28 protein-coding genes are annotated in these 25,473 nt (G+C 67.5%); 9 read left to right on the plus strand and 19 right to left on the minus strand.

Features of this window, described 5'->3' with window-relative positions:
* From K2Y03_RS07790 to K2Y03_RS07810, 5 genes are all read right to left on the minus strand, one after another.
* Nucleotides 1-750: NAD(P)(+) transhydrogenase (Re/Si-specific) subunit beta (locus K2Y03_RS07790; RefSeq protein ID WP_294089741.1), on the minus strand; the 750-nt coding region annotated here is incomplete at its 3' end.
* A 4-nt stretch (nucleotides 751-754) separates the two neighbouring features.
* On the minus strand, nucleotides 755-1,048 hold the full coding sequence (locus K2Y03_RS07795; protein ID WP_294089743.1) for a proton-translocating transhydrogenase family protein: 294 nt from the start codon (nucleotides 1,046-1,048) through the stop codon (nucleotides 755-757).
* 9 nt (nucleotides 1,049-1,057) lie between these two features.
* Nucleotides 1,058-1,504: an endonuclease domain-containing protein gene (locus tag K2Y03_RS07800; RefSeq protein WP_367114761.1), complete on the minus strand. Its 447-nt coding sequence runs from the start codon at nucleotides 1,502-1,504 to the stop codon at nucleotides 1,058-1,060.
* Complete coding sequence (locus tag K2Y03_RS07805; protein ID WP_294089745.1) at nucleotides 1,501-2,622, minus strand: NAD(P) transhydrogenase subunit alpha; 1,122 nt, start codon at nucleotides 2,620-2,622, stop codon at nucleotides 1,501-1,503. Before K2Y03_RS07805 ends, K2Y03_RS07800 begins: the two co-directional genes overlap by 4 nt.
* Nucleotide 2,623: 1 nt before the next feature.
* The gene (locus K2Y03_RS07810; RefSeq protein WP_294089746.1) at nucleotides 2,624-2,749 is read right to left on the minus strand and encodes a hypothetical protein; all 126 of its coding nucleotides are present in this window, start codon (nucleotides 2,747-2,749) and stop codon (nucleotides 2,624-2,626) included.
* A gap of 140 nt (nucleotides 2,750-2,889) precedes the next feature.
* On the opposite strand from K2Y03_RS07810, the gene K2Y03_RS07815 reads away from it, so the two are divergent.
* Nucleotides 2,890-4,308 (plus strand): sigma-54 dependent transcriptional regulator, encoded by a 1,419-nt coding sequence (locus K2Y03_RS07815; protein ID WP_294089747.1) that lies wholly within the window; start codon nucleotides 2,890-2,892, stop codon nucleotides 4,306-4,308.
* Here K2Y03_RS07815 and K2Y03_RS07820 read toward each other — a convergent pair.
* The 9 genes from K2Y03_RS07820 to glmM form a co-directional block, all read right to left on the minus strand.
* Complete coding sequence (locus tag K2Y03_RS07820; protein ID WP_294089749.1) at nucleotides 4,305-4,487, minus strand: hypothetical protein; 183 nt, start codon at nucleotides 4,485-4,487, stop codon at nucleotides 4,305-4,307. The genes K2Y03_RS07815 and K2Y03_RS07820 overlap by 4 nt on opposite strands.
* 42 nt (nucleotides 4,488-4,529) lie before the next feature.
* On the minus strand, nucleotides 4,530-5,558 hold the full coding sequence (locus K2Y03_RS07825) for a hypothetical protein (RefSeq protein ID WP_294089751.1): 1,029 nt from the start codon (nucleotides 5,556-5,558) through the stop codon (nucleotides 4,530-4,532).
* A gap of 16 nt (nucleotides 5,559-5,574) precedes the next feature.
* Nucleotides 5,575-6,687, minus strand: a complete 1,113-nt coding sequence (gene folP / locus K2Y03_RS07830) for a dihydropteroate synthase (RefSeq protein WP_294089752.1) — start codon at nucleotides 6,685-6,687, stop codon at nucleotides 5,575-5,577.
* On the minus strand, nucleotides 6,687-7,814 hold the full coding sequence (locus tag K2Y03_RS07835) for a DNA methyltransferase (RefSeq protein WP_294089753.1): 1,128 nt from the start codon (nucleotides 7,812-7,814) through the stop codon (nucleotides 6,687-6,689). The genes folP and K2Y03_RS07835 overlap by 1 nt, the downstream gene beginning before the upstream one ends.
* 184 nt (nucleotides 7,815-7,998) lie before the next feature.
* Nucleotides 7,999-8,547 carry a ribonuclease HII gene (locus tag K2Y03_RS07840; RefSeq protein WP_294089755.1) on the minus strand — a complete coding sequence of 183 codons (549 nt, stop codon included), beginning with the start codon at nucleotides 8,545-8,547 and terminating at the stop codon, nucleotides 7,999-8,001.
* Between the two features lie 8 nt (nucleotides 8,548-8,555).
* A complete protein-coding gene (locus K2Y03_RS07845; RefSeq protein WP_294089757.1) occupies nucleotides 8,556-9,761 on the minus strand; it encodes a bifunctional hydroxymethylpyrimidine kinase/phosphomethylpyrimidine kinase in 1,206 nt (401 codons plus the stop codon).
* Complete coding sequence (locus tag K2Y03_RS07850; protein ID WP_294089759.1) at nucleotides 9,758-9,982, minus strand: DUF1272 domain-containing protein; 225 nt, start codon at nucleotides 9,980-9,982, stop codon at nucleotides 9,758-9,760. The genes K2Y03_RS07845 and K2Y03_RS07850 overlap by 4 nt, the downstream gene beginning before the upstream one ends.
* Complete coding sequence (locus K2Y03_RS07855) at nucleotides 9,982-10,416, minus strand: organic hydroperoxide resistance protein (protein WP_367114762.1); 435 nt, start codon at nucleotides 10,414-10,416, stop codon at nucleotides 9,982-9,984. The genes K2Y03_RS07850 and K2Y03_RS07855 overlap by 1 nt, the downstream gene beginning before the upstream one ends.
* Nucleotides 10,417-10,457: 41 nt before the next feature.
* The gene (gene glmM / locus K2Y03_RS07860; RefSeq protein WP_294089761.1) at nucleotides 10,458-11,795 is read right to left on the minus strand and encodes a phosphoglucosamine mutase; all 1,338 of its coding nucleotides are present in this window, start codon (nucleotides 11,793-11,795) and stop codon (nucleotides 10,458-10,460) included.
* 84 nt (nucleotides 11,796-11,879) lie between these two features.
* Between glmM and K2Y03_RS07865 the strand changes: the two genes are divergently transcribed.
* Complete coding sequence (locus K2Y03_RS07865) at nucleotides 11,880-13,115, plus strand: dicarboxylate/amino acid:cation symporter (RefSeq protein ID WP_294089762.1); 1,236 nt, start codon at nucleotides 11,880-11,882, stop codon at nucleotides 13,113-13,115.
* Here K2Y03_RS07865 and K2Y03_RS07870 read toward each other — a convergent pair.
* Together K2Y03_RS07870 and K2Y03_RS07875 are read right to left on the minus strand one after the other, a co-directional pair.
* A complete protein-coding gene (locus K2Y03_RS07870; RefSeq protein WP_294089766.1) occupies nucleotides 13,104-13,796 on the minus strand; it encodes an NnrU family protein in 693 nt (230 codons plus the stop codon). The two genes, K2Y03_RS07865 and K2Y03_RS07870, sit on opposite strands and share 12 nt — an antisense overlap.
* 37 nt (nucleotides 13,797-13,833) lie before the next feature.
* Nucleotides 13,834-15,618 carry a peptide MFS transporter gene (locus K2Y03_RS07875; RefSeq protein ID WP_294089767.1) on the minus strand — a complete coding sequence of 595 codons (1,785 nt, stop codon included), beginning with the start codon at nucleotides 15,616-15,618 and terminating at the stop codon, nucleotides 13,834-13,836.
* A gap of 107 nt (nucleotides 15,619-15,725) precedes the next feature.
* On the opposite strand from K2Y03_RS07875, the gene K2Y03_RS07880 reads away from it, so the two are divergent.
* From K2Y03_RS07880 to K2Y03_RS07890, 3 genes are all read left to right on the plus strand, one after another.
* The gene (locus K2Y03_RS07880) at nucleotides 15,726-16,304 is read left to right on the plus strand and encodes a nitroreductase (protein ID WP_294089791.1); all 579 of its coding nucleotides are present in this window, start codon (nucleotides 15,726-15,728) and stop codon (nucleotides 16,302-16,304) included.
* Nucleotides 16,305-16,355: 51 nt separating this feature from the next.
* Nucleotides 16,356-16,712 (plus strand): GntR family transcriptional regulator, encoded by a 357-nt coding sequence (locus K2Y03_RS07885; protein WP_294089768.1) that lies wholly within the window; start codon nucleotides 16,356-16,358, stop codon nucleotides 16,710-16,712.
* 115 nt (nucleotides 16,713-16,827) lie between these two features.
* A complete protein-coding gene (locus K2Y03_RS07890) occupies nucleotides 16,828-17,007 on the plus strand; it encodes a hypothetical protein (protein WP_294089769.1) in 180 nt (59 codons plus the stop codon).
* A 16-nt stretch (nucleotides 17,008-17,023) separates the two neighbouring features.
* On the opposite strand, the gene K2Y03_RS07895 is transcribed toward K2Y03_RS07890, so the two are convergent.
* Nucleotides 17,024-18,745 carry an acyl-CoA dehydrogenase gene (locus tag K2Y03_RS07895; RefSeq protein WP_294089771.1) on the minus strand — a complete coding sequence of 574 codons (1,722 nt, stop codon included), beginning with the start codon at nucleotides 18,743-18,745 and terminating at the stop codon, nucleotides 17,024-17,026.
* A gap of 59 nt (nucleotides 18,746-18,804) precedes the next feature.
* Here K2Y03_RS07895 and K2Y03_RS07900 point away from each other — a divergent pair, with 59 nt between their 5' ends.
* The gene (locus K2Y03_RS07900) at nucleotides 18,805-19,731 is read left to right on the plus strand and encodes an L-threonylcarbamoyladenylate synthase (protein ID WP_294089773.1); all 927 of its coding nucleotides are present in this window, start codon (nucleotides 18,805-18,807) and stop codon (nucleotides 19,729-19,731) included.
* Nucleotides 19,732-19,783: 52 nt separating this feature from the next.
* Nucleotides 19,784-20,488, plus strand: coding sequence for an aquaporin Z (gene aqpZ / locus K2Y03_RS07905; protein WP_294089774.1), 705 nt, complete (start codon nucleotides 19,784-19,786; stop codon nucleotides 20,486-20,488).
* Nucleotides 20,489-20,650: 162 nt separating this feature from the next.
* On the opposite strand, the gene msrA is transcribed toward aqpZ, so the two are convergent.
* Nucleotides 20,651-21,196, minus strand: coding sequence for a peptide-methionine (S)-S-oxide reductase MsrA (msrA, locus tag K2Y03_RS07910; RefSeq protein WP_294089777.1), 546 nt, complete (start codon nucleotides 21,194-21,196; stop codon nucleotides 20,651-20,653).
* 67 nt (nucleotides 21,197-21,263) lie between these two features.
* Here msrA and galE point away from each other — a divergent pair, with 67 nt between their 5' ends.
* Nucleotides 21,264-22,256, plus strand: a complete 993-nt coding sequence (galE, locus tag K2Y03_RS07915; protein WP_294089780.1) for a UDP-glucose 4-epimerase GalE — start codon at nucleotides 21,264-21,266, stop codon at nucleotides 22,254-22,256.
* 39 nt (nucleotides 22,257-22,295) lie between these two features.
* On the opposite strand, the gene K2Y03_RS07920 is transcribed toward galE, so the two are convergent.
* Complete coding sequence (locus tag K2Y03_RS07920; protein WP_294089792.1) at nucleotides 22,296-24,467, minus strand: TonB-dependent receptor; 2,172 nt, start codon at nucleotides 24,465-24,467, stop codon at nucleotides 22,296-22,298.
* A 162-nt stretch (nucleotides 24,468-24,629) separates the two neighbouring features.
* On the opposite strand from K2Y03_RS07920, the gene K2Y03_RS07925 reads away from it, so the two are divergent.
* On the plus strand, nucleotides 24,630-25,460 hold the full coding sequence (locus tag K2Y03_RS07925; protein WP_294089794.1) for a CoA ester lyase: 831 nt from the start codon (nucleotides 24,630-24,632) through the stop codon (nucleotides 25,458-25,460).
* Nucleotides 25,461-25,473 lie beyond the last annotated feature (13 nt).

A 25,473-nucleotide genomic window follows, 5' to 3' on the forward strand; every position in this document is an offset into this window, starting at 1 on the left:
CGAATAGCTGTTGAGCATCGAGACGACGACCGGCATGTCCGCCCCGCCGATCGGGATGATCAGCAGGAAGCCGATCAGGAACGACAGCGCCGTGATCGTCCAGAACACCCACGGGCTCTGATCGACGGTGAAATAGCCGACCAGCCCCAGAATCGCCGCCAGCGTACCCAGGTTGATGATGTGGCGCGCAGGCAGCAAAATGGGCTTGCCGCTCATATTGCCGTTCAATTTGGCAAAGGCGATGACCGAGCCCGAAAAGGTGATCGCGCCGATGGCGATGCCCAGGCCCATCTCGATCCGGCTCTGGGTGAAGATCAGCCCGTTCTCGGCAATGCCGAACGCATCGGGGTTGAGATAGGCGGCCGCCGCCACCAGCACCGCCGCCATGCCGACCAGCGAGTGGAAGGCGGCGACCAGCTGCGGCATGTCGGTCATCTTGATGCGCCGCGCGGTGGTGATGCCGATCACCGCGCCGATGCCGATCGCGATCAGGATTTCGGCCATCGCCACGCCGTCGATCGCGACCGGCGCCACCACGCCGGCCGGCATCCGCGCGGCCGCGAGCATCGGATAATGGACGATCAGCGTCGTCACCACCGCGATGGTCATGCCGATCATGCCATAGCGATTGCCCTGGCGGCTCGACGCCGGGCTCGACAGCCCGCGCAGCGCGAGGATGAAGCACACCCCCGAAACCAGATAGGCCAGCATCGCCAGCGACGCTGCGGCGCCCGGTGTTGCCCCCTCCATCGGCTCAGCGCTCCTTCTTCTTGTACATGGCGAGCATCCGCTCGGTAACGGCGAATCCGCCGAAGATGTTCACGCTGGCCAGCACCACGCCCAGCAGGCCCAGCCATTTGGAGGTGGCGCCGCCCGCCCCCAGCCCGGCCGCCGCCGCCGCGATCAGCGCGCCGACGATGATGACGCTGGAAATCGCATTGGTCACCGCCATCAGCGGCGTGTGCAGCGCCGGCGTGACCGACCAGACGACATAATAGCCGACGAAACAGGCCATCACGAAGATGGAGAGGGTAGAGATGAAGTCCATGAAAGCTCCTTAATCCTCCCCGGCACGGGGAGGGGGACCATGCAAAGCATGGTGGAGGGGGGCCGCCACGTCGGCTGAGATCGCAGCAATTACCGAGTCGAGATTGTGCAGAATTTCCGCGGCGGCGATACGCCAGACGCGATAGCCATTGTCAGCAAGAAATCGATCCCGATCCGCGTCGCGCTCGGGCAGATCGCCACGGCCATGAACCTCGCCGTCAACCTCGATCACCAGAGACGTCGCTCGGCAGCAGAAATCGACAATGTAGGGACCGATCGGGTGCTGCCGCCGAAACTTCGCACCGGCCCTGGAACCACGCAAGGCCTCCCACAAAAGAGCTTCGGGCAGCGACATGGTGCGCCGGAGCCGGCGCGCGACATAAACCTCGGGGCGTCGCAGTGGCACGCCCCCTCCACCGCCTTTGGCGGTCCCCCTCCCCGTGCCGGGGAGGATCATTGCAGCAACCTCTCGTTCACCACCTTGCCGCCCTGGGTCAGGCGGATGGCGTCGCCGATTTCGGCGTCGAGCACGGGCGCGCCCTTTTCCTTGTCCCAGAAGGTCGACAGGAAGTTGTAGAGGTTGCGGCTGAACAGCGCGGCGGCATCGGCGGGCAGGCGGCTGGCGACGTTGCGGTGGCCGACGATGCGCACGCCGTGGCGCTCCACCACCTCGCCCGCGACCGAACCTTCCACATTGCCGCCCTGCTCCACCGCCAGATCGACGATGACGCTGCCGGCGCGCATGCTGGCGACCTGCGCGTCGCTGATCAGGCGCGGCGCCGGCCGGCCGGGGATCAGCGCGGTGGTGATGACGATGTCCTGCTTGGCGATGTGCGACGAGACGAGCGCGGCCTGTGCGGCCTTGTACTCGTCGGACATTTCGGTGGCATAGCCGCCGGTGCCCTCGCCCTCGATGCCCTTCACATTTTCAACGAAAATGGGCTTGGCGCCCAGCGACTGGATCTGCTCCTTGGTCGCGGCGCGCACGTCGGTGGCGGAGACCTGCGCCCCTAGCCGCCGCGCGGTGGCGATCGCCTGCAGCCCGGCGACGCCCACCCCCATCACGAACACGCGCGCGGCAGAAACGGTGCCCGCCGCCGTCATCATCATCGGGAAGGCACGGCCATATTCGGCGGCCGCATCGAGCACCGCCTTGTAGCCGGCAAGGTTTGCCTGGCTCGACAAAATGTCCATCGATTGCGCGCGGGTGATGCGCGGCATGAATTCCATCGCCAGCGCTTCCAGCCCGGCGGCGGCATAGCCATCGACCCGCGCCCGCTCGCCAAAGGGGTTGAGGCCCGCGACCAGCCAGGCACCGGGCGCGGCGCCGGCAAGGCTTGCCGGCTCCGGCCCCTGCACGCCGAGCAGGATGTGCGCCCCCGCGACGGTGGCGGCGCGGTCGGCAATGGTGGCGCCGGCGGCCTGATAATCGGCATCGGCAATCGCCGCCGCCTGGCCCGCGCCGGCTTCCACGGCCAGTTCGGCGCCCAGTGCGACGAATTTCTTCACCGTTTCCGGCGTTGCGGCGACGCGGCGTTCACCCGCCGCCTGCTCCTTCAAGACGGCGATCTTCACCTTAGTGCCGCGCGATCAGCATCATCACCAGCAGCCCGATGGCCACCGACAAGCCGCCGACGACCTTCAGCAGGCCCAGCACGAAACCATAGGTCTTACGGTGTTCATCAATCCGTGAGTTACCCATCATATCCTGCCCCGACTGTTTTTCTTGCACCCTTGCTTAACCATCAGCGGGGGTCCCCTCAAGCCCTGGCGCGCCGTTTAAGACGGTCTTTACCCCAAGTGGCTAATCTTCCCCGTCAAAGTGGGACAGCGGGGACAGGGATGACGCGCAACGGCCAAAGGCTGCTGATGCTGATCGACGACGAACCCGCGCAACGCCGGCTGGTTGCGGCCCTGGCGGCGCGCGGGGGCTGGCGCACCGTGTGTGCCGACAATGCCGAGATGGCGGTCGACATGCTGGGCACCGCCGACGGGCTGCAGCTCGACTGCGTGCTGCTCGACCATTTCGCCGACGAAGCGGCCGCTGCCGGGCTGATCGCCGCGCTGCGGGCGGCGCGGCCGTCGCTGCCGGTGCTGGTGATGACCGCCAATGGCTCCGCCCAGCATGCGGTAAACGCAATGCGCGCTGGCGCCGCCGATTTTCTGGTCAAGCCGCTGGCGCCCGAACGGCTGCTCGCCGCGCTCGATGCCGCGATCCGCGCGCCGGCCGCCGGCGAACTGCGCCCGCTCACTGAAAAAATGCCGACCTCGCTCGGCTTTGACGAAATCGTCGGCGCCGACCCGCAATTCCGCGCCGCGCTCGCCATCGCGGCGAAGGCGGCGCGCGCGCGCGTCGCCGTGCTGATCGAGGGCGAAAGCGGCGTCGGCAAGGAAGCGGTCGCCGAGGCGATCCACGCCGCCAGCCCGCGCGCCCGGCGGCCGATGGTCGCGGTCAATTGCGGCGCCATTCCCGCCAACCTCGTCGAAAGCGAGCTGTTCGGCCACGAAAAGGGCGCCTTTACCGGCGCGTTCGAGCGCAAGATCGGCCGCTTCGCGCAGGCCGACGGCTCCACCATCTTCCTCGACGAAGTGGGCGAAATGCCGCTGGAGGCGCAGGTGAAGCTGCTGCGCGTGCTGGAAGGCGGCGACATCCACCCCATCGGCGCGCGCCACGCCCGCGAGGTGGACGTGCGCGTGATCGCCGCGACCAACAAGCGGCTGGCCGAGGAAGTGGAAGCCGGGCGCTTCCGCGAAGACCTCTATTACCGGCTGAACATCGTGCAGGTGACGATCCCGCCGCTGCGCGAGCGCACCGCCGACATTCCGGCCCTTGCCCGCCACCTGCTCGCGCGGATTGCCCAGCAGCCGGGGATGCGCCCCATCGGCATCACTGACGAGGCGCTGGCGCTGCTCGGCGAATATGACTGGCCCGGCAATGTGCGCCAGCTGCAGAACGCGCTGTTCCGCGCCGCCATCCTGTGCGACGGCGCCGCGCTGACCCGGGTCGACTTTCCCCAGGTGGCGGCGATGGGCGCGCGCCATGCGCTGGCCCCGGCCATGGGCCCGGCGGCGGCCAGCGGCGTCACCCTGTTCCGCCCCGACGGCAATCTGCGCCCGCTCGACGAGATCGAGGCCGATGTGATCCGCCTCGCCATCGGCCATTATCGCGGCCGCATGACCGAAGTTGCCCGACGGCTGGGAATCGGCCGCTCGACGCTTTACCGCAAGCTCGGCGAACTGGGCATCGACAGCGCGGCCTAGCGCGCCACCAGCGCCGCTGAGGCTGCCTGAAAATCAGGGGCGGTAAGCTCGATGCGCCACTGGCCAAGCTGTTCCAGTCGGCGTTCGTCCTCGGGCAGAACGTCGTGCGAAAACCCCGCATAGGTGATACGCGCTGAAAGTTCGCGATATTCGCGTTCAATTTCCGCAAGCGTGGGCATATATCCTCCTAACCGCTTTCAGCGGCTAATACGCCTAATAGCTTATTTATTCCTCCCTAACCAGCCGCCCTTTTGTCGCCCAGCCGCTCGCGGACTGTCATCAGGCGGGTCCGGCAAACCGGCAAGCAGCGCGGACACTCTGGCAATATCGCGGATCATATCGACATTTTGCACGGTGACATGTGTTGGTTCGCGCGTGAAAACACCCGCCCGATCACTCGTGGCGGTCACCACGCCCCAAACGGTATTATCCTTGCCAATCAGAATCGGAATCGCTGCCACCGAGCGATATAGAGCTTCGCGTTTCGGATCGGCGTGCTCCACAGGATATTGTGCTCGACAGTGATCGAGCGAGGTATCGGACTCGATCACATCCCCTGCCGGGTTCACCCGCGCATTGTTCCAAGCAACACCGGTATAACCTTGCCCCAAAGCCCAATCGCGGCCGCCAGCCGCCGCTTTTTCGGGATCAGACCATTGCGCCGCGATGCGGCACATTTTTTCACCGCCATTACCGTCCGACAGGCGCTGAAAGATCGAAACGGTGAAGAAATCTGGCGCTTGATAATCGACCGCCTTGCGAATGGCGGCAATCGCGCGGCGGAGCAGCGCATCAGCGGTGGCTTTACTATCTTCCTTGCGGATCAACCCGGCCTCGATGGCTTCGACCATCTGCTCAATCGCCAGCAGGCGCTCGCGGCGCTTCAAGTCAAGCTGTCGCGCGGCGTCCAACGCCGCCTCGCGCTCTTCGGCCAGATCCAAGGATTGATCAGCCAGTTGATGCGCGTGCTGCGCCTCTCGGCTGATCTCCAGCTTTCGATAGTCGAGGACCGCAACCAACGAGCCAAACACCAGGACAAAACCGCCACCAAGAACGGCCATGACGATTCCGGGCGTGCCCTCGAACAGTTTTGAAAGTGCGGCACCAAAACCTGCAACGATTCCAAGCACTACAACGGCAAGCCGCCATTGGTCGATCGCGGCTAGGCGCGCAGCATAACGATGCGACAAGGACTGCTCATTGGCCCGCAATTGCCGACGCAGAGCATTGACGCCGGTTTCACTGCTCATTCGACGCCTCCCTTATCTACCGCGCCACCAGCGCCGCGTCGCGCAGGCCGCGCCAAACGCGCGCCGCCTGCACCGTTTCCGCCACATCATGCACGCGCAGCAGCTGGACGCCCTGCTCCAGCCCCTTCATCGCCAGCGCCAGGCTGCCGCCCAGCCGTGCCTCGACCGGCGCTTCGCCGGCAAGCGCGCCGATCATCCGCTTGCGGCTCGCCCCCAGCATCACCGGGCAGCCCAGGCCGTGGAACAGCGCAAGGCCGTTGAGCAGCGCCAGATTGTCGCCGAGCCCTTTGCCAAAGCCGATGCCGGGGTCGATGACGATGCGCGCCCGGTCGATGCCGGCGGCGACGGCGGCGTCGATCCGCGCTTCGAGCCAGTCATAAACCTCGATCAGCGGGTCGGCATAGGCTTTGCTCGCATTCGGGCCGCCATGCGGCCCCTTCGCCGGATCGGGCGAGTGCATCAGCACCACCGGCACCCCGGCCTTCGCCACGACCTCCGCCGAGCGCGTGTCCCACATCAGTGCCGACACGTCGTTCACCATCTGCGCGCCGCGGCCGAGCGCGGCCTCCATCACGGCGGCCTTGCGCGTGTCGATGGAGACCGGCGCCGCGCGCGCCAGCCGCTCGACCACCGGGGCGATGCGGGCGATCTCGTCCCCCTCCCAGACCAGCGGCGCGCCCGGCCGGGTCGATTCACCGCCCAGATCGACCAGGCTCGCGCCGGCGGCGATCTGGTCAAAGCCGGCCGCGGCCGCCGCTTCGGGATCGTCGCGGTGGCGGCCGCCATCGGAAAAACTGTCGGGCGTCACGTTCAGGATGCCGGCGACATGCGGCTGGTCGAAACGCAGCGTCCGCTCGCCCAGCACCAGCGGCGCGCGCGGCGCGGTGAGCCGGGCCATCGCCGCCGCTGCCGCTTCGATCTGCGGATCGGCCAGGCGCGCGACGAAATCATCCCAGGCGGCGATCGGCACCACCTGCTGCGCGACGCGGCGCCCGCCCTCGACCGCGATCACCTCCAGCGCGGAAAACCATAACAGGCCGCCCGCCAGCCGGCGCACATCCTCTGCCCCCACCGGCGTCTCGGCAAAGCGCGCGGGGCGCAGATAGAGCCGGGCGGCGGGGGGAAACATCAGGGCTGCGTGCCGAGCAGATAGGTCTGGCGCAGCGCGTCGATCGGTTTCAGCCCGTCTTCGGCCTGATAATGCCAGAAGGTCCAGCCATTGCACGCGGGCGCGCCTTGCAGTTCGGCGCCCAGTTTGTGGATCGAGCCGGTCGCGCCCGTCTCCGCCAGCAACGAGCCATCGGCGCGCACCACCGCGCGATAGCGCCGCCGGGCGTCGCACAGCACCGCGCCCGCCGCCAGCATGCCCGTCTCCACAATCGTGCCAAAGGCGACGCGCGGCGCCGATTTCGGTGACTGCATCGTTGCCAGCGCCGATTCATCGAGCGGCAGGGCAGCGGCGATCCGCTCGCGCGCCGCCGCGCAATAGCCGGGCTCGCGCTCGATGCCGATCCAGCGCCGGCCCAGCCGCTTGGCGACCGCGCCGGTGGTGCCGGTGCCGAAAAACGGGTCGAGCACCACATCGCCCGGCCGGGTGCAGGCCAGCAGCACGCGATAGATCAGCGCCTCGGGCTTTTGCGTGGGGTGCACCTTCACGCCGTTCTGCTTCAGCCGTTCCTGCCCGCCGCAGATCGGGAATTCCCAGTCGCTGCGCATCTGCAACTCGTCGTTCAGCGTCTTCATGCTGCGATAGTTGAAGGTGTAGCGCGCCTTTTCGCCCATCGACGCCCAGATCAGCGTTTCATGCGCGTTGGTGAAGCGCGTGCCCTTGAAATTGGGCATCGGGTTCGCCTTGCGCCAGACGATGTCGTTCAAAATCCAGAAGCCCAGATCCTGCACCGCGGTGCCGACGCGGAAGATGTTGTGATAGCTGCCGATCACCCAGAGCGTACCATCGGGCTTCAGCAGCCGGCGGGCCTCCGCCAGCCAGTCGCGGGTGAAGCGGTCATAGCTCGCAAAAGTGTCGAACTTGTCCCACGCATCGTCGACCGCGTCGACCATGCTGCCATCGGGGCGGTGCAGGTCGCCGCCCAGCTGCAGATTATAGGGCGGGTCGGCAAAGATCATGTCGATGCTCGCCGCCGGCAGCGCGCGCATCGCGGCAATGCAATCGTCCATGATCAGCTGGTCGAGCGGCAGCACCGGCGCCTCCGCCGTCCGCCGCCCGCCCACGCGGATCTTTTCCAGCACGCCCATTGCCCACTCCCCACCTGGTTGGAGCCGCATGGGTGGCGCAATCGCCGCCCCCGTCAAGAAAACTTTGGTTAACGCAAAAGCCTTAAACTTCGTTAACTTGCGCGAACATTTGCGGACTTATCGACATATTGAGTCGCCGACTTATCCACAGCCCCCATTAGCAGGGGTGTGGCGCAAAAGACTCTCAGGCGCGGCTTTTGCGCGCCCGCGCCACCGGCGCAAAGCTCATGCGGTGGTGCGGGGTCGGCCCCAGCCGGTCGAGCGCGGCGATGTGGGCGGCGGTTCCATAGCCCTGGTTCTGCGCCCAGCCATAGCCGGGATGCGCCGCGTCGAGCGCGTGCATCATCGCGTCGCGCGCCACCTTGGCAATGATCGAGGCGGCCGAAATCGCCGGTTCGGTGGCGTCGCCGCCCACGATCGCGCGCGACGGCCAGCGCCAGCGCGGGCAGCGATTGCCATCCACCAGCACCTCGGCCGGGTCCACGCCAAGCGCGGTGACCGCGCGCTCCATTGCCAGCATCGTGGCCTGCAGGATGTTGAGGCGGTCGATCTCCGCAACGCTTGCCTCGCCCACGCCCACCCGGCAGCGCGCGCGGATTTCTCCGGCGAGCGCGACGCGGCGCGCGGCGCTCAGCTTCTTGCTGTCGGCCAGGCCGGCAATCCCGCCCGGACACAGGATGACGGCGGCCGCCACCACCGGCCCGGCCAGCGGACCGCGCCCGGCCTCATCCACCCCCGCAATCACCGGGGCAGCCGCCAGGGCGGAAAGCGGCGATCCTCGCCCGCCTGAAACAGACACAGCGCATTGCCTGCGGGGTCGGTCAGCCGCGCCTCGCGCCAGCGCCAGGGCTGGTCGGCGGGCAGCTGATCGAACGCCACGCCCGCCGCCTGCAGCCGCGCGACCGCCGCATCCAGATCGTCGCATTCGAGGAAGACCGTGGGCGCCGCGCCCTGCTCCACTGACAGCGTCGCGCCGCCTGCCGCCTCGAACCGGGCATAATGGCCGTCTTCGGTGGCGACGATCTGGGTGAGCCCCAGCGCCCGGTAGAAATCTTCCGATCCGGCCGCCTTGGGCAGGGTGATCTGGTTGAGACGCGCGCCGGGGCCAAGGTCCAGCCGCACGCGCTGCTGCCCCATCGGGCCATGCCCATGGCCCAGGCCGGGCGCGTCGTGCAGCGCCATCCGCACGAACGCGCGCGCGCCGCCTATCGCCGCCTCCAGCAGAGAGCCATGGGCCAGCAGGGTCGCGATCGCGCTGGCCAGCGTGCAGCCGGTGCCATGGGTGGCACGCGTCTCGATGCGCGGGGCGGACCAGCGGGCAATTTCGCCGGCGCGGGTGACGAGCCGGTCGGTCAGCACCCCGCCCTCATCATGCCCACCCTTCACCAGCACCGCCGGCGCCCCGGCCAGCATTGCCGCTTCACCGCCCAGCGCGGCAAGTTCGGGCAGGTTGGGGGTAACCAGCGTCGCCAGCCGCATCAGCCGGCCGAATGCGGCAATCGTGTCAGCATCCGCCAGCGCCGCGCCGCTTGTCGCGACCATGACCGGGTCGAAGACGATCGGGATTGCTTCCCGAGCGTCGGCCGAAATTTGTGCTCCCGCGAAGGCGGGAGCCCAGTCTGGGTCCCCGCCTTCGCGGGGACACAAGCTTTCAAGCCAGTCCGCCACCGCATTCGCCGTCTCGGCCGAGCCGATCATGCCGATCTTCACCGCATCGACGCCGATATCGCTCACGCACGCGTCGATCTGCGCCAGCACCATGTCGGCCGGCACCGGGTGCACTGCCTGCACGCCCAGCGTATTCTGCGCGGTGATCGCGGTGACGGCGGTCATCGCATGGCCGCCCAGCATCGTCACCGTCTTGATATCGGCCTGAATGCCCGCCCCACCCCCTGAATCGGAGCCGGCAATGATCAGGATGCGCGGCGTCGCAAGAGGTGACGTCACGAGGCGAACTTGCGCTCCGTGCTGGCCGGATAGCTTCTGAGCGCCTTGCCCACGCGGGTGGGGCGATCGATCAGCTCGCCGCCGCAATTGGGGCACACCTCGTCAAGCGCATCGGCGCAGTCGGCGCAGAAGGTGCACTCGAACGAACAGATGAACGCGCCCGCCGCATCCGCCGGCAGATCGGCGCCGCAGCGCTCGCAATCGGGGCGCATCTCCAGCATCAGGCGCCGCCCGTCACGTCGAAGGCGACCTCGATATTGCCGCGCGTCGCGTTGGAATAGGGGCAGACCTGATGCGCGTCGTGCACCAGCTTTTCGGCCGCCGCCTGATCCAGCCCGGGAATGGTGACGGCATGGCGCACCGCGAGCATGAAGCCGGCGCCCCCCTCATTCTGGCCGATCGAGACATGGCCGGTGACGGTCGAATCGCCGATATCGAGCTTTTGCAGCCGCGCGACATAGAGCATCGCCGACTGGAAGCACGCCGCATAGCCGGCCGCGAACAGCTGTTCCGGATTGGTGCCCGCCCCGCCCGGGCCGCCCAGGCCGCTAGGCGTCACCGTGTCGAGATCGATGATGCCGTCGTCGCTCTTCACATGGCCCTGGCGGCCACCATGCGCGGTGGCAATTGCGGTGTAGAGGGGTTTCATCGGCATTCTCCCGGTTCAAGCCATTGAATTGATTGGCGATGATGGCGTCACGCCACCTCGCGCACCACATCGCATATCCTGTCCACGACACGCTCTACTTGCTGCGGATCGTCGCCCTCGGCCATCACCCGGATCACCGGTTCGGTGCCGGAGGGGCGGATGACCAGCCGGCCCTTGCCGTTCAGCTCGGCCTCGGCCTCCGCGATCACCGCTTTCACCCGGTCGGTGTCCAGCGGCCTGCCGCCGCTGAAGCGGACATTCTTCAGCAATTGCGGCAGCGGGTCGAAGCGGTGCAGCACCTCGCTTGCCGGTTTGCCGGCCCGCACGATCTCCGCGAGGATCTGGAGCGCCGCGACCAGCCCGTCGCCGGTGGTTGCATAGTCCGACAGGATGATGTGGCCGGACTGTTCACCGCCCACATTGCAGCCGCGCTCGCGCATCGCCTCCAGCACGTGCCGGTCGCCCACCTTGGTGCGCAAGAGGCCCAGTTCATGGCTTTCCAGATAGCGCTCCAGCCCCAGGTTCGACATCACCGTCGCTACCAGCAGTCCGTTCTTCAGCCGCCCGCGCCGCGCCCAGCCGGTGGCGATCGTCGCCATCAGCTGGTCACCATCGACCACCCGGCCGCCCTCGTCGACCAGGATCAGCCGGTCGGCATCCCCGTCCAGCGCGATGCCCAGATGCGCGCCCGAGGCGACCACCGTTTCGCACAGCAGCGCCGGCGAGGTGGAGCCGACCCCGTCATTGATGTTCTTGCCATTGGGCTGCACGCCGATCGCAACCACATCGGCGCCCAGCTCCCACAGCGCCGACGGGGCAACCTGATAGGCCGCACCGTTCGCGCAATCGACCACCACGCGCAGCCCGTCGAGCCGGAGATCGTCGGGGAAGGTGAGCTTGGCGGCATGGATGTAGCGGCCGCGCGCATCCTCATAGCGGCGTGCCCGGCCAATATCGGGTGACGGGGCAAGCGGCACCGTGCCATCGATCAGCGCCTCGATCGCGATCTCGTCCTCGTCGGACAGCTTGTAGCCGTCGGGGCCGAACAATTTGATGCCATTGTCGCCATAGGGATTGTGGCTGGCCGAAATCATCACCCCCAGGTCGGCGCGCATCGACGGCGTCAGCATCGCCACTGCCGGCGTCGGCATCGGCCCCACCAGCACCACGTCCATGCCGACCGAGGTGAAGCCGGCAACCATTGCCGATTCCAGCATATAGCCCGACAGGCGCGTATCCTTGCCGATCACCACCCGGTGCTTGTGCGGCCCCCGCGCGAAATGGGTGCCGGCGGCCATGCCGACGCGCATCGCCATTTCCGCCGTCATCACCGTGGCGTTGGTGGCCCCACGAATGCCATCGGTGCCGAAATATTTTCTTGCCATCAACGCCCACTCATTTCGCTTGCCCCGCGCCCATCCGCGCGACAGGTGGAGGGTTTAACCCGTGCAACGCTGGATCGAAACCGCATGTCGCAACACGCGCGTATCCTGCTATCCCTAATCGTCGGGCTTGTCATCGGCATCGCGGCGGCGAATGCGGGGGGCGGCTGGGTAAATGCGGCGATCGACATTGCCCAGCCGGTGGGCGAGGCATGGCTGGCCGGCCTGAAGATGACGATCATCCCGCTCGTCGTCTCGCTACTCGTCACCGGTGTCGCGGCAACGGCGGAAACGGCACGCTCGGGCCGCGTCGCCGCGCGGGCGCTCGCGCTGTTCATGACCTTTCTGGTCGCCTCGGCCACGCTGGCGGCGGTGCTGATGCCGGCGCTGCTGGCGCTTTGGCCGCTCGATCCGACGGCGGCCGGCGCCCTCAAGCGCGCGCTGGCCGAGGTGAAGCCGGTCGGCGATGTGCCGGGCTTTGCCGCGTTCATGAAGAGCATCGTCCCCAGCAATCCGGTGGCGGCAGCAGCCAATGGCGAAATGCTGCCGCTGATCGTGTTCACCATGGTGTTCGCCTTTGCGATCACCCGGCTCAACCCGGCGCGGCGCGACACGCTGGTCGCGCTGTTCCAGGCGCTGGCCGATGCGATGCTGGTGATCATCAACTGGGTGCTGGCGATCGCGCCGATTGGCGTGGCGGCGCTCGCCTTCGTGGTCGGCGCGCGCGCGGGCACGGCGGCGGTGGGCGCGCTGGTCCATTATATCGCGCTCTATTCGGCGGTGGGCTTCGTCATCATGCTGATCGCCTATCCGGTCGCGGTGCTGGGCGGGCGGGTGCCGCTTGGCCGCTTTGCCCGCGCGGTCGCCCCGGCACAGGCGGTCGCAATCTCGACGCAGAGCTCACTGGCCTCGCTGCCGGCGATGCTGACCGGGGCCGAGGCCGCCGGGCTGCCGGTGCGGATCGCGGGCGTGGTGCTGCCGCTGGCGGTGGCGGTGTTCCGGGTGACGGCGCCCGCGATGAACCTGGCGGTGACGCTCTACATCGCCAACTGGTATGGCATCGCGCTGTCGCCCTTTCAGCTGGCGGCCGGGGTGATTGCCGCCTCGCTCACCACCTTCAACGGCGTCGGCCTGCCGGGCCAGGTGACGTTCATTGCCTCGATCGCGCCGATCTGTCTGGCCATCGGCGTACCGATCGAGGCGCTCGGGCTGCTGATCGCGGTGGAGACGATCCCCGATATCTTCCGCACGCTGGGCAATGTCACCATGGACGTGGCAGTCACCGCCACCGTCGCGCGGGGTGAACGAGCGCTAGAACCCTAACCAACGCCAGACACCCGCGGCGATGCCGGCGGCGGGGATATGCGCCCAGGTGGCGGCCAGCCAGATCACCACGCCGCCTGCCAGATCGTGCGGGCGGAACCCGCCAAAGCGCGCGCGCCCCTCGGCAATTGCCTGAAACGGCATGAAGCTGGTCATCGCCTTCCACGCCGTCCACAGCTCGGGCTGGAGGGCGGACTTCTTGGCGTCGAGCCCGGCCGCGCCGACCAGCGCGAACAAACCAATGCCGCCGGCCACGATCAGGTTGGCGGTCACCGGATAGACCAGGATATGGGCGATCGCCCACAGCGCGAACGACCACAGCATCGGATGGCGGGTGATCGCATAGACGCCCTTCGCCCGCTCCGGCAGCTTCAAATTGGGGGCGGGCAGCGCCGGGTTGCCGATCAGCGAGCCCATCAGCAGCACGCTCGCGATCAGCATGATCAGCGTGGCGAGCCCCCAGAGCGCATCGCCCACGTCCCACAGCGGCGCCTCTACCGGTGCGGCGCGATAGGCGCGGCTGATCCACCACAGGCAGGCAAAGGAGACCAGCACATAGACCAGCCGGAAGCCGATCTCGCGCAGCGCCTTGACCATCGGCGCGCGCAACGGGTGCGACATCAACAGATGGCTACCCGCAAAGGCCCCGACCGCCAGTGCAACTTCCAGATTGCCGTCCATTCGATGCGCCTCCCTCTTTCGGGTGGAGGCTAGCGCATCACTTCACGCCGTGCATCCACTTCTTGAGCGGGATGGCGAGCAGGAACAGCAGCACACCGGCGCCGATCGAGATCCAGGCAATCGTCGTGAAGGTTGCGGTATAGGTGTCCAGGCTGACCTTCAAATTGGTCACCTGCCCGCCCACCGTCTCCACGCTCGCGAACTGCGCGACCACGCCGGCCACGAACTGCGCGACCGAAATCGACAGGAACCAAACCCCCATCATCAGGCCGACGATGCGCGCGATCGACAATTTGGTGATCATCGACAGGCCGACCGGCGAAATGCACAGCTCGGCCAGCGAGTGGATGACATAAAGACCCGCCAGCCACCACAGCCCGACCTTGTAGCCGGTGTCCGCGCCGGCAAGGCTGGCCCCCAGCACCAGGAACAGGAAGCCCGCACCGACGCCAACCAGCGCGATCGCGAATTTCACGGGGATTGACGGCTCCAGATTGCGGCGCGCGAGGAAACCCCAGAGTGCGCTCATCAGCGGTGCCAGCAGCACGATCGAGATCGGGTTGAAATTCTGCGTCTGCGGCGCCGACAGCGAAAACAGCCCGAACACGCTGCGATCCGTATTGCGATCCGCAAACAGCGTGAGCGACGAGCCGGCCTGTTCGAACAACGTCCAGAAAAAGACGTTGAAGACGATCAGCACCATCGCCGCCAGCATCATCTCCAGCTCCTTGCGGCTGCCATAAAGCGCTGACCAGACCAGAATGCCGGGCACCGACACCAAAAAGGTACCGAACAGCAACTTGCCCATCAGCGACAGCGACAGGAGATAGCCGACAAAGCCCGATCCCTCGACCGGCTTGGGCGCGCTCATCAGGTTGGTGAACAGGAAATAGAGCACCGGCACCGCCGCCAGCGCGCCGAGATAGATCAGCAGGCTGCGGTCCTTCGTTCCCTCCGGCGCATTGCCCACCGTGTCCAGCCGGCCGCCATGGTTGCTGATCATGAAGAACGAGATGACCATCGCCACCCCGGCAAGCCCGAGGCCCGCCGGCCAGCCGATCGAATCGGCGAAGAAGGCGCACAGGAACTGGCCCAGGATCGAGCCGGTGTTGATGCCCATGTAGAAGATGGTGAAGCCGGCGTCGCGGCGGCGGTCCCCCTGAGCGTAAAGCTCGCCGACCATGGTGGAGATATTGGGCTTGAAGAAGCCGTTGCCGATCGAAATCAGCGACAGCGCGATCAGCAGGATGGCGACCAGCAGGTCGCTGCGCTCGGCCTGTTCGGTGAACTTGCCGGCGGCGATGCGCCGCGCCTCTTTCCCGTCGGCCGCGAGCAGCGAGAGGCTGCCATCCTCATTGCCCTGCATTTTCAGCTTCTGGCCGCCATCGACCAGATAGCGCGTCTCGCCGGGGTCGCTGGTGGGGCCGTCGCGGAACTTCTCGACCACCACTTCGTAACGCTTGCCGTCGATCAGCTGATAGGGCTTGGCCGCCTGCCCGCCAAACGCCAGCGTGAAATAGCCGATCGCCATCAGGATCGCGCCGAAGCGCACCGCGCGCTTCGACCCCAGATACTGGTCCGCCAGCAGCCCGCCGACCAGCGGGGTGAGATAGACGAGCGCGGTATAGCCGCCATAAAGCCCGGTCGAGGCGCGGTCGCCCAGCACGAAATGCTTGGTGAGATAAAGCGTCAGCAGCGCGCGCATGCCGTAATAGCCGAAACGCTCCCACATTTCGGTGCCGAACAGCCAGAACAGGGGGGCAGGATGGCCGAACCAGGTTTTCTCGCCGCGCGGTGCGGGCGCGGACTCGGCGGTTTGCATGGTGAAGAACGCTCCCCTTGACACTTTGATGACGCTGTTTTGCGGCGCGACACTAACGGCAAATGCCGGGGTGTAAATGGCGCCGCGACACGATATGCGACATGGCCATGTTCAATGATCGCTCGACCCCGCTCTCGCTCCTCGAAACCCGCCGCTCGGCCCGCCCCCGCGACCTGGTCGCGCCCGGCCCCGATGACGCGACGCTGGCCCGGATGCTGGCAATTGCCGCGCGCACGCCCGACCATGGCAAGCTGGCCCCGTGGCGCTTCGTCATCGTGCCGGCGGAGGCGCGTGGCGCGCTGGCGGCGCGGATTATCAGCGCCTATCGCGCCGAGCGGCCCGAGGCGAAGCAGACCGAGATCGACTCGTTCGAGCGTTTCGCCGCACAGGCCCCGGCGCTGGTGGTGGTGATGTCGTCGCCGCGCCCCGAAAGCCATATTCCGCTATGGGAGCAGGAATTATCGGCCGGCGCGGCGTGCATGAACCTGCTGCACGCGGCGCATGCGACGGGCTTTGCCGGCGGCTGGGTGACCGGCTGGCCCGCTTATTCGGAAAGCGTGCGCGATGCCTTCGGCGCCGCGCCGGAACGGATTGCGGGCTTCATCTTCATCGGCACTCCCGGCGCCGCACTGGAGGAGCGCCCCCGGCCAGACCCGGGCGCCGTCACCACGCGCTGGACCGGCTGACCCGGTCATCGCCCTCTTGGCATTGGCGATTCCATGCTGTATTAAGTCAGCATGACGGCTCTGAACAACGAAGACAGCCCGGTCTATATCCGGCTTCGCCAGCACATCGCGACCGCGATTCTGCGCGGCGATTACCGCACCGGCGACCAGCTCCCCTCGGTGCGCGCGCTCGCCGCCGAGCATGGCGCCAACCCGCTCACCGTCGCCAAGGCCTATCAGCATTTTCAGGACGACGGCTATGTCGAGGTGCGGCGCGGCGTCGGCATGTTCGTGGTGCCGGGCGCGGTCGACAAGCTGCGCGCCGCCGAACGCGAGCATTTCGTGAGCGCGGTGTGGCCCAAGGTGCGCGCGCATATCGATCTGCTGGGGCTCGACACCGGCACGCTGCTCGACGTCGAACCGGCCTGACGCAGGCGCACCACGCTTCACCGCGAAAGAAAAATCGCCCGGCGGGTGGAACCAACGCGCCGCCGTTCGCTTGATGCCTGGGGCAGTTCCTGCCTTGGGCATCGGGGAGCTTGGCATGCAGAAATCGCCAGCGGGCAAGAGCCGCACCGGCTTTCGCCCCAGTTACCGCGTCGATGAAGTGAACCGTTGCCTCGGCTGCGGCAAGTCGCACTGGTATGTCGGGCGGATCAGCGCCGAATGCGCCTTTTGCGGCGTGGCGCTGCCCATTTCCGGGCAGGCCGCGCACGTGCATTGACGATCGGGCTCAGCGCTCAGGCGGCGAAGGCGGCCGGCGCCAGTGCGTAAAGCTGCGCCGCCGGCGCCATCGCCGACGCCTTCAGCCCCAGTGCCTCGGGCACGATCTGCGCCACATAGAAATCGGCGACCGCGCGCTTCATCGCCAGAAATTCCGGGTCGCCCGCCGCCGACGCCGCCACGCGGGCCTGCTTTTCCATCAGCCAGCCGCACACCGCGACGCTCAGCATGGTCAGGAAAGGATAGCTTGCCGCCAGCCGGTCATCGACATCGGCGGTCAGCAGGCGCTGCGCGACCGCATAGCACGCGTCGATCAGCGCATTGAGGCCGCCATCGCGGGCGTCGGCGCGCATGTCGGCGATCAGGCGCGCGACCACGCCGCCATTGTCCATGCTGAGCTTGCGGCCGACCAGATCGGCGGCCTGGATGCCATTGGTGCCTTCATAGATCGGGGTGATGCGTGCATCGCGGAAGAACTGGGCGACGCCGGTTTCCTCGACATAGCCCATGCCCCCATGCACCTGGATCGCAAGCGACGAGACTTCGCAGCCAATATCGGTGCCGTGCGCCTTGGCCAGCGGCGTCAGCAGGTCGAGCCGCTTCTGCGCCTCGGCATCGCCCAGCGTCGCGCGGTCGACCTGCCCGGCCGCCAGATAGACCAGCGCGCGTGCCGCCTGGGTCTGCGCCTTCATCCGCATCAGCATGCGGCGCACGTCGGGATGCTCGATGATCGCCACCGGCTCACGCCCGGCGCCGGCGCGCGCGCTCTGCACACGCTCGCGGGCATAGGCGACCGCATGCTGGGTGGCGCGTTCGGCGACCTGCACCCCCTGCAGCCCGACATTCAGCCGCGCATTGTTCATCATCGTGAACATGCCGCGCATCCCGCCCAGCTCCGGCCCGATCAGCTCGCCCACGCAATCGCCATTGTCGCCAAAGCTCAGCACGCAGGTGGGCGAAGCGTGCAGCCCCAGCTTATGCTCGATGGAGACGACGCGCACGTCATTGGGCTCGCCGGGCCGCCCCTCGGCGTCGAGCCGATATTTGGGGACGAGGAACAGCGACAGCCCCTTGGTTCCCGGCGGCGCATCGGGCGTGCGCGCCAGCACGAGGTGGACGATATTTTCCGCCATGTCGTGGTCGCCGAACGAGATGTAGATCTTCTGGCCCGTAATCGACCATTTCCCGTCGGCGCGTGGTTCTGCCTTGGTGCGCACGGCGCCTACGTCGGAGCCGGCCTGTGGCTCGGTGAGGTTCATCGTGCCGGTCCAGGCGCCGGTGGCCAGATGCGGCAGATAGGCGGCCTGCTGCTCCGGGCTGCCATGATGGCCGAGCGCCTCGATCGCGCCCACCGTCAGCGTCGGGCACAGCGCAAAGCCCATATTCGCGGCGCCCAGCGTTTCCAGCACCGCGGTCTGTACGACAAAGGGCAGCCCCTGGCCGCCAAAGGCCTCCGGCACGCCGATCGTGCCCCAGCCGCCCTCGACATAGGCACGGTATGCGTCGGCAAAGCCGGCCGGCATCACCACGCCATCGGCGGTCCATTTGGCACCCACCGTGTCGCCCAGCCGGCTGAGCGGCGCCCATTCGCCTTCGGCGAACTGGCCGATCCCGTCGAGCACCGCGTCGATCACATCGGGGCTGGCGGCGGCGAAGCGCTCGGTTGCGGCAAGCTGGCCCAGCTCGACGACATGATCGAGCACGAAACGCTGGTCGGCGGTGGCGGCGGCAAAGGGCATGGACGCTTTCTCTTGTTACGATGGACGCCCCGCTATAGCGCGCCCTGGTGGACGCTCCAATGTTTCAGACGCGGATTGTGCCCTTCGGCGCGGATGCGGTGGCGGAGGCCGCCGCGCTCATCGCGCACGGGGTGCCGGTCGCGGTGCCGACCGAGACGGTCTACGGCCTTGCCGCCGATGCCTGGTCAGCGCCGGCAGTGGCTGCCATCTATGCGGCCAAGGGCCGGCCCAGCTTCAACCCGCTGATCGTGCATGTGCCCGATCTGGCGGCGGCGCAGGCAGTGGCACAGCTGGACGAGGCAGCGCTGGCGCTCGCCGCGCGCTTCTGGCCCGGGCCGCTGACGCTGGTTGCGCCCTGCCACGACCCGCGCATCGCCAGCCTGGTGACGGCGGGGCTGCCAACGATTGCCGTGCGCGTGCCGGCGCACCGGGCGATGCAGGCGCTGCTCGCCGCCACCGGCCGCCCGCTCGCAGCGCCGTCCGCCAATGCCAGCGGCGCGATCAGCCCCACGCGCGCCGCGCATGTGCTGGCGAGCCTTGACGGGCGCATCCCGATGATTCTGGACGATGGCCCCACACCGACCGGGCTTGAATCGACCATCGTGCTGACGGGTGCCGTGCCCCGGTTGCTGCGCCCGGGGCCGATCACCGCCGATGCGATCACGGCGGTGCTGGGCATGCCGCTGGAGGCCGCCCCCGGCGGCATCATCGCGCCGGGGCAGCTGGCCAGCCATTATGCGCCGGCCAAGCCGCTGCGGCTGAACGCGATTGATGCTGCGGCCGACGAATGGCTGATCGGCTTTGGCGGGGTCGTGGGTGATGACACGCTGTCGGCCGGCGGCGATTTGGTGGAGGCGGCAGCGCGGCTGTTCGACGCGCTGCACCGGGCCGATGCGAGCGACCGGGCGCGCATTGCCGTCGCGCCGGTGCCCGGCCACGGCCTGGGCGCGGCGATCAACGACCGGCTGGCGCGCGCCGCGCACTGACTTTTCACCGTCACCGAAAAGGTTTAGCCTCATCGCCTCATCTGGGAGGGGTATGATGACGATCGCGCAACGTGGGCTGGCCGAGTTTATCGGCACCTTCTGGCTGGTGTTCGGCGGGTGTGGCAGCGCGATTTTCGCCGCGGCCTTTCCACAGGTGGGGATAGGCCTGCTGGGCGTGTCGCTGGCCTTTGGCCTGACCGTGCTGACCATGGCCTATGCGATCGGCCATGTCTCGGGCTGCCATCTGAACCCGGCGGTGACTGCCGGGCTCTGGGCGGGCGGGCGCTTTCCCGCGCGCGAGATCGCTCCCTATGTGGTGGCGCAGGTGGCCGGCGCGATTGCGGCGGCGCTGATGCTCTATCTGGTTGCCAGCGGCCGCGCGGAATGGTCGCTGGCGCGCGACGGGCTTGCCGCCAATGGCTATGGCGTCCATTCGCCGGGCGGCTATGCGATGCTGTCGGGCTTCATTGCCGAGGCGTTGCTGACCTTCTTCTTCCTGATCGTCATTCTGGGCGCGACCGATTATCGCGCGCCCCAGGGCTTTGCGCCGATCGCCATCGGCCTGTGCCTGACGCTCATCCACCTGATCAGCATTCCGATCACCAACACCTCGGTCAATCCGGCACGCTCGACCGGGCCGGCGCTGCTCGTCGGCGGCTGGGCGATCGAGCAGCTCTGGCTGTTCTGGATCGCGCCGATCCTGGGCGCGATTGCCGCGGGCGCGGTGTATCGCACCTTCGACATCCGGCAGGATTGATCGCGGACCGGTTTCTTGCCGAACCGATTGGCCAGCGAACACCCGTCACCCCGGACTTGATCCGGGGTCCCGCTGCCTTTTTCCAAGCGCTGCACGCGGCGTCGCCGTTGCCGAAGAAAAGCGGGATCCCGGGTCGAGCCCGGGATGACGCAGAGGGTGGCACTACGCCGGCTGCGCCGCCTTTGACCGCGCGGCAAAGCTCTTGCGCAGCTTGTTGAGCTTGGGCGGGATGACGGCGAGGCAATAGGGATTACGCTGGCCTTCGCCGGTCCAGTAATCCTGATGATAATCCTCGGCCGGATACCATGTGGCCATCGGCTCGATGGTGGTCACGATCGGGGCGGGCCAGCCCGATGCCGCGCGCGCCATCGCGGCAATCGCCTCTGCCCGCTGTTCTTCCGAATGGGGGAAGATCGCGGAGCGATATTGCGTGCCGACATCATTGCCCTGGCGGTTGAGCTGGGTCGGATCGTGCGTTGCAAAGAACATGTCGAGCAGGTCGCCATAGCTGACCTGGTCGTTGTCGAACGTCAGCCGGATCGCCTCGGCATGCCCGGTGTCGCCATTGCACACCTGGCGATAGCTGGGATTGGCGACATGCCCGCCAATATAGCCACTTTCCACCTTGGTCACGCCGATCACGTCGTTGAACACCGCTTCGGTGCACCAGAAACAGCCGCCGGCCAGCGTTGCCTGTTCGATCGCCATAAATGCTCCTTCACATCCTTGCCCGCATAGATAGGACAGCGGGGTGGAATTACGACAGGGGATTACGATGGACGGGGCTGTGCTGGTTACGGGCGGCGCGGGATATATCGGCAGCCATGCGGTACTGGCGCTGTGCGATGCCGGGTACCGGGTGGTGGTGGTGGACAATCTCGTCACCGGCTTTGCCTGGGCGGTGGACCCGCGCGCGACGCTGGTCGAGGCGAACATCGAAGACCCTGAGGTCCGCGAAGTGATCCGCGCGCATGGGGTGCGCGCGATCATGCATTTCGCCGGGTCGGTCGTGGTGCCGGAGTCGGTCGCAGACCCGCTCAAATATTACCGCAACAACACCGCCGCCAGCCGTACGCTGATCGAGCATGCCGTGGCGGAGGGGGTCCGCCATTTCATCTTCTCGTCAACGGCGGCCACCTATGGCATTCCCGATCAGGTGCCGGTGCGCGAAGACACCCCGACGCGCCCGATCAACCCCTATGGCATGTCGAAGCTGATGACCGAGGCGATGCTGCGCGACGTGGCAGCCGCCCACCCGATCAACTATTGCGCCCTGCGCTATTTCAACGTGGCGGGCGCCGATCCGCTGGGCCGCTCGGGCCAGTCGACGGCGGGGGCGACGCACCTGATCAAGGTGGCGGTGGAGGCCGCGACCGGCCGGCGCGATGGTGTCTCCATCTTCGGCGACGACTTTGCCACACCCGATGGTACGGGTGTCCGCGACTATATCCACGTAAGCGATCTGGCCGATGCGCATCTCCACGCGCTTGCCCTGCTCGCCCAGCGCCCGGGCGACAGCCACATCCTCAATTGCGGCTATGGCCGGGGCTATTCGGTGCGCGAAGTGCTCGACGCGGTCGACCGGGTGACCGGCGGGCAGATCACCCGCCGGCAGGAGGGGCGCCGCGCCGGCGATCCCGACGCGCTGATCGCCGACAATGGCGCGATCCTCGCCGCGCTCCCCTGGCGACCGCGCCATGACGATCTCGACCTGATCGTCACCCACGCGCTCGCCTGGGAACGGCATCTGGCGACCCGCAACGGCTGATCTTGTTGGTGCTCGCGGGGCCGGCCCGCTCCGCCCGCTTCAGATACCGAACTTCAGCGTCAGGCGGATGTCGCGGCCCGGCAGCGGCGCGAAATCCTTGATGAAGCTCGCATGCCGGCGCGCATCGACGTCGAACAGGTTGTTCGCCGACAGCAGCAGGCTGGTCCGCTCGCTGGCGAAGGGGCGCAGTTCGATCGACGCATTGACCATGGTGTAGCCAGACGTGCGCGTTTCGAACGCCGCCACCCGGTTCTGGGCGAAGACGTTCTCCACCTCGATCCGGCCGTTCAGCTTGCTGCTCTGCGCCTCGACCCCGGCGAGCACCCGGCCGGCGGGAATGCGCGGCACCGGGCCCTGCCCGTTCAGCGACGCCTGCACATAATCGGCCAGCGCATCGACATTGATCGTGAAGTTGCCGACCTGCGCCACCCGCATCGAGCCGCTCGCTTCCAGACCCCAGAAGCGCGCGCCGCGCTGAACGAACTGGAAGCAGGGCAGCTCCACATCGCGGCCGCTGGGGGCGGCTGCCGCTTCGCACACTGCCTGCGCCACCTGCGTGTCGACGATGAAATTGTCGAACCAGTTATAATAGGCCGAGGCATCGAAATTGAAGCCATCGCCATGGACGTGGAGCGTCGCTTCCAGGCCCCAGCTCTTTTCGGTGGTGAAATTGGCATTGCCCAGTTCATAGGTCTGGGTGCCCTTGTGCGGGCCGTTGGCGAACAGCTCCTCGGCCGACGGCGCCCGCTCGGTGCGCGAGCCGTTCAGGCCGATGCGGACATTGTCGCCCAGCGCATAGGACGCGCCGACCGACCCGGAGAACGCGCCAAAGCCGCGCGCCGCCGAGGGGAAGCGCCGGTCGCCCGCCACCACGCGCGAATCGACCGTGCTCCATTCATAGCGGGCGCCCGCCTCTACCTTCAGCGGCCCGAAGTCGAGCTGCTGCTGGGTGAAGATGCCGGTCTGCGCGGTGGCGCTGCGCGGCACGAACGCTTCCTTGCCCAGCACGTTGAATTCGCGGTTGAAGAACTGCACGCCCGATGCGCCGTTCCACACGCCGCGCTTGGCCTGCAGCACTTCCAGGCGCCCCTCAAACCCCTTGTTGAAGAAGGAGGTGCCGATGCTGCCGTCATCCTCCAGCTCGAAATGGCGGTAGGAGGCATAGCCGGCGCGCAGCCGCACCTGATCGATCACCGGGCCGTGCGCATCGATCTGGGCGCGGAAGTCGACCCGGTCCTGCGCCACGTCGAGCACGGGCGCTTCCTGCTCCTGCCCCGGCGCCGTCGCATAGCGGATGGGCAGGCCGTACCGGCTGGCATAGCGGCTGTACGACAGGCCAAAGCTGCCGGTGTCGGTGATGATCGATGCGCCGGCGCCCACATTCCAGGTTTCGCTCCGGGTGTTGGGCAGCGTGCCACGGATCGCGGCGTTGGCGGCGAAATCAATGGGATCGGCGCCCGGCGGCAGCGGCAGGCGCGCGCTCGCCAGCGCCTGGGCACGCTGCTGCGGCGTCAGTGCAAAGCCGCCGATGCGCACATTGTCGCTCGCCAGATAGCTGCCATCGACATGGAGCACCAGATTGCCGGTCGCCTTCACATCGGCAGCCGCAGCAAAGCTGCGCTCGGTCGCGGCGGAGCCGAAGCCGGCAATCGCGTTCAGCCGCAGCACGCCATTTTCCGGCAGGCGGCGCGGAATGCGCGTGTCGATGACATTGACGACGCCGCCAATCGCCGACGACCCGAACAGCAACGCCGCCGGCCCGCGCAGCACCTCAACCCGCTCGGCAAGCAGCGGGTTGATGGCAACCGCATGGTCGACCGACGTGTTCGACACGTCGATGGAGCCGATCCCGTCGGTCAGCACGCGGATGCGCTCCCCCTGGAAACCGCGCAGAATGGGGCGCGAGGCATTGGGGCCAAACGACGTAGCCGACACGCCCGGCAGCCGCGCCAGCGTTTCGCCGATCGTCGGGCGCAGCGCGCGGGTGAGCTCGGCACCGGTCAGCACAGAAGTGCCGGAAAGCACATCGCGCTCGCTCTGCGGCACCACGGCGCTGACGATCACGTCCTTGGGCTGTTCGACGGGGTCGCCATGCGCACTGTCCTGCGCGCTGTCCTGGGCACCCGCTGCGGGGGTGCTGGCGTCAGCTGGCGGGGCCGGCGGCACGTCGCGCGCCTGGGCAATCGGCGCGTAGAGAAAAATCGTCGCCATTGCGGCGCCGGCAAGCAACTTGGTCGTCACGGTCACACATTCACTCCCTAAAGCGGGGCGGCTCGTAGAGGTGATGGTATAAAGTATCAAGCCCCTGATCGCTTGGCGCGGCATCAGCCGCGTGATAGCCGCGCCGAAACGCCTTTGAAGGACGATGCGATGATCCGCTTGCGCTCGCTGCTGTTCGTGCCCGGTAACCGGCCCGACCGGATGGCCAAGGCCGCCGCAACCGGCGCCGACGCGCTGATCCTTGACCTGGAGGATGCGGTCGCCCCAAGCGCCAAGGCGGCGGCGCGGCTGGCGGTGGCCGAATTCCTCGCACAACCGCGCCCCTGCACGCTGTTCGTGCGCGTCAATCCGCTCGATTCAGGGTTGATCGACGATGATCTGGCCGCCGTGCTGCCCGCGCGGCCCGACGGCATCGTGCTGCCCAAGGCCGAGGGCGGCGCATCGCTCGCCGCGCTGGACGCAAAGCTGGCGGGCGATATCATGATCCTGCCGATCGCGACCGAAACCCCGGCGGCGATGTTCGCGCTGGGCAGCTATGGCGGCGTCACGCCGCGCCTTGCCGGGCTTACCTGGGGTGCGGAGGATCTGCCCGCCGCGATTGGCGCCACCGCCTCGCGCGAGGCGGATGGCAGCTATGCCGCGCCCTATCAGCTGGCGCGCTCGCTCACCCTGTTCGGTGCGCATGCAGCCGGCGTGGCCGCGATCGAGACGGTCTATCCCGATTTCCGCGATCTGGACGGGCTTGCCGCCTATGCCGCCCGCGGGCGGCGCGACGGCTTTTCGGGGATGATGGCGATCCATCCGGCGCAGGTCGCGGTGATCAACGCGGCCTTCACTCCTTCTGAGGCGGAAATCGACCATGCCCGGGCGGTTGTCGCGCTGTTCGAGGCCAATCCCGGTGCCGGTGCGCTCAGCCTCAACGGGCGGATGGTCGATGCCCCGCATCTGAAGGCGGCGCGACGCGTGCTGGCGCAGGCGCTGTAGCAGGGGACGCCAG

The sequence above is a fragment of the Sphingomonas sp. genome, from assembly GCF_019746015.1.
Taxonomy (GTDB): Bacteria; Pseudomonadota; Alphaproteobacteria; order Sphingomonadales; family Sphingomonadaceae; genus Sphingomonas.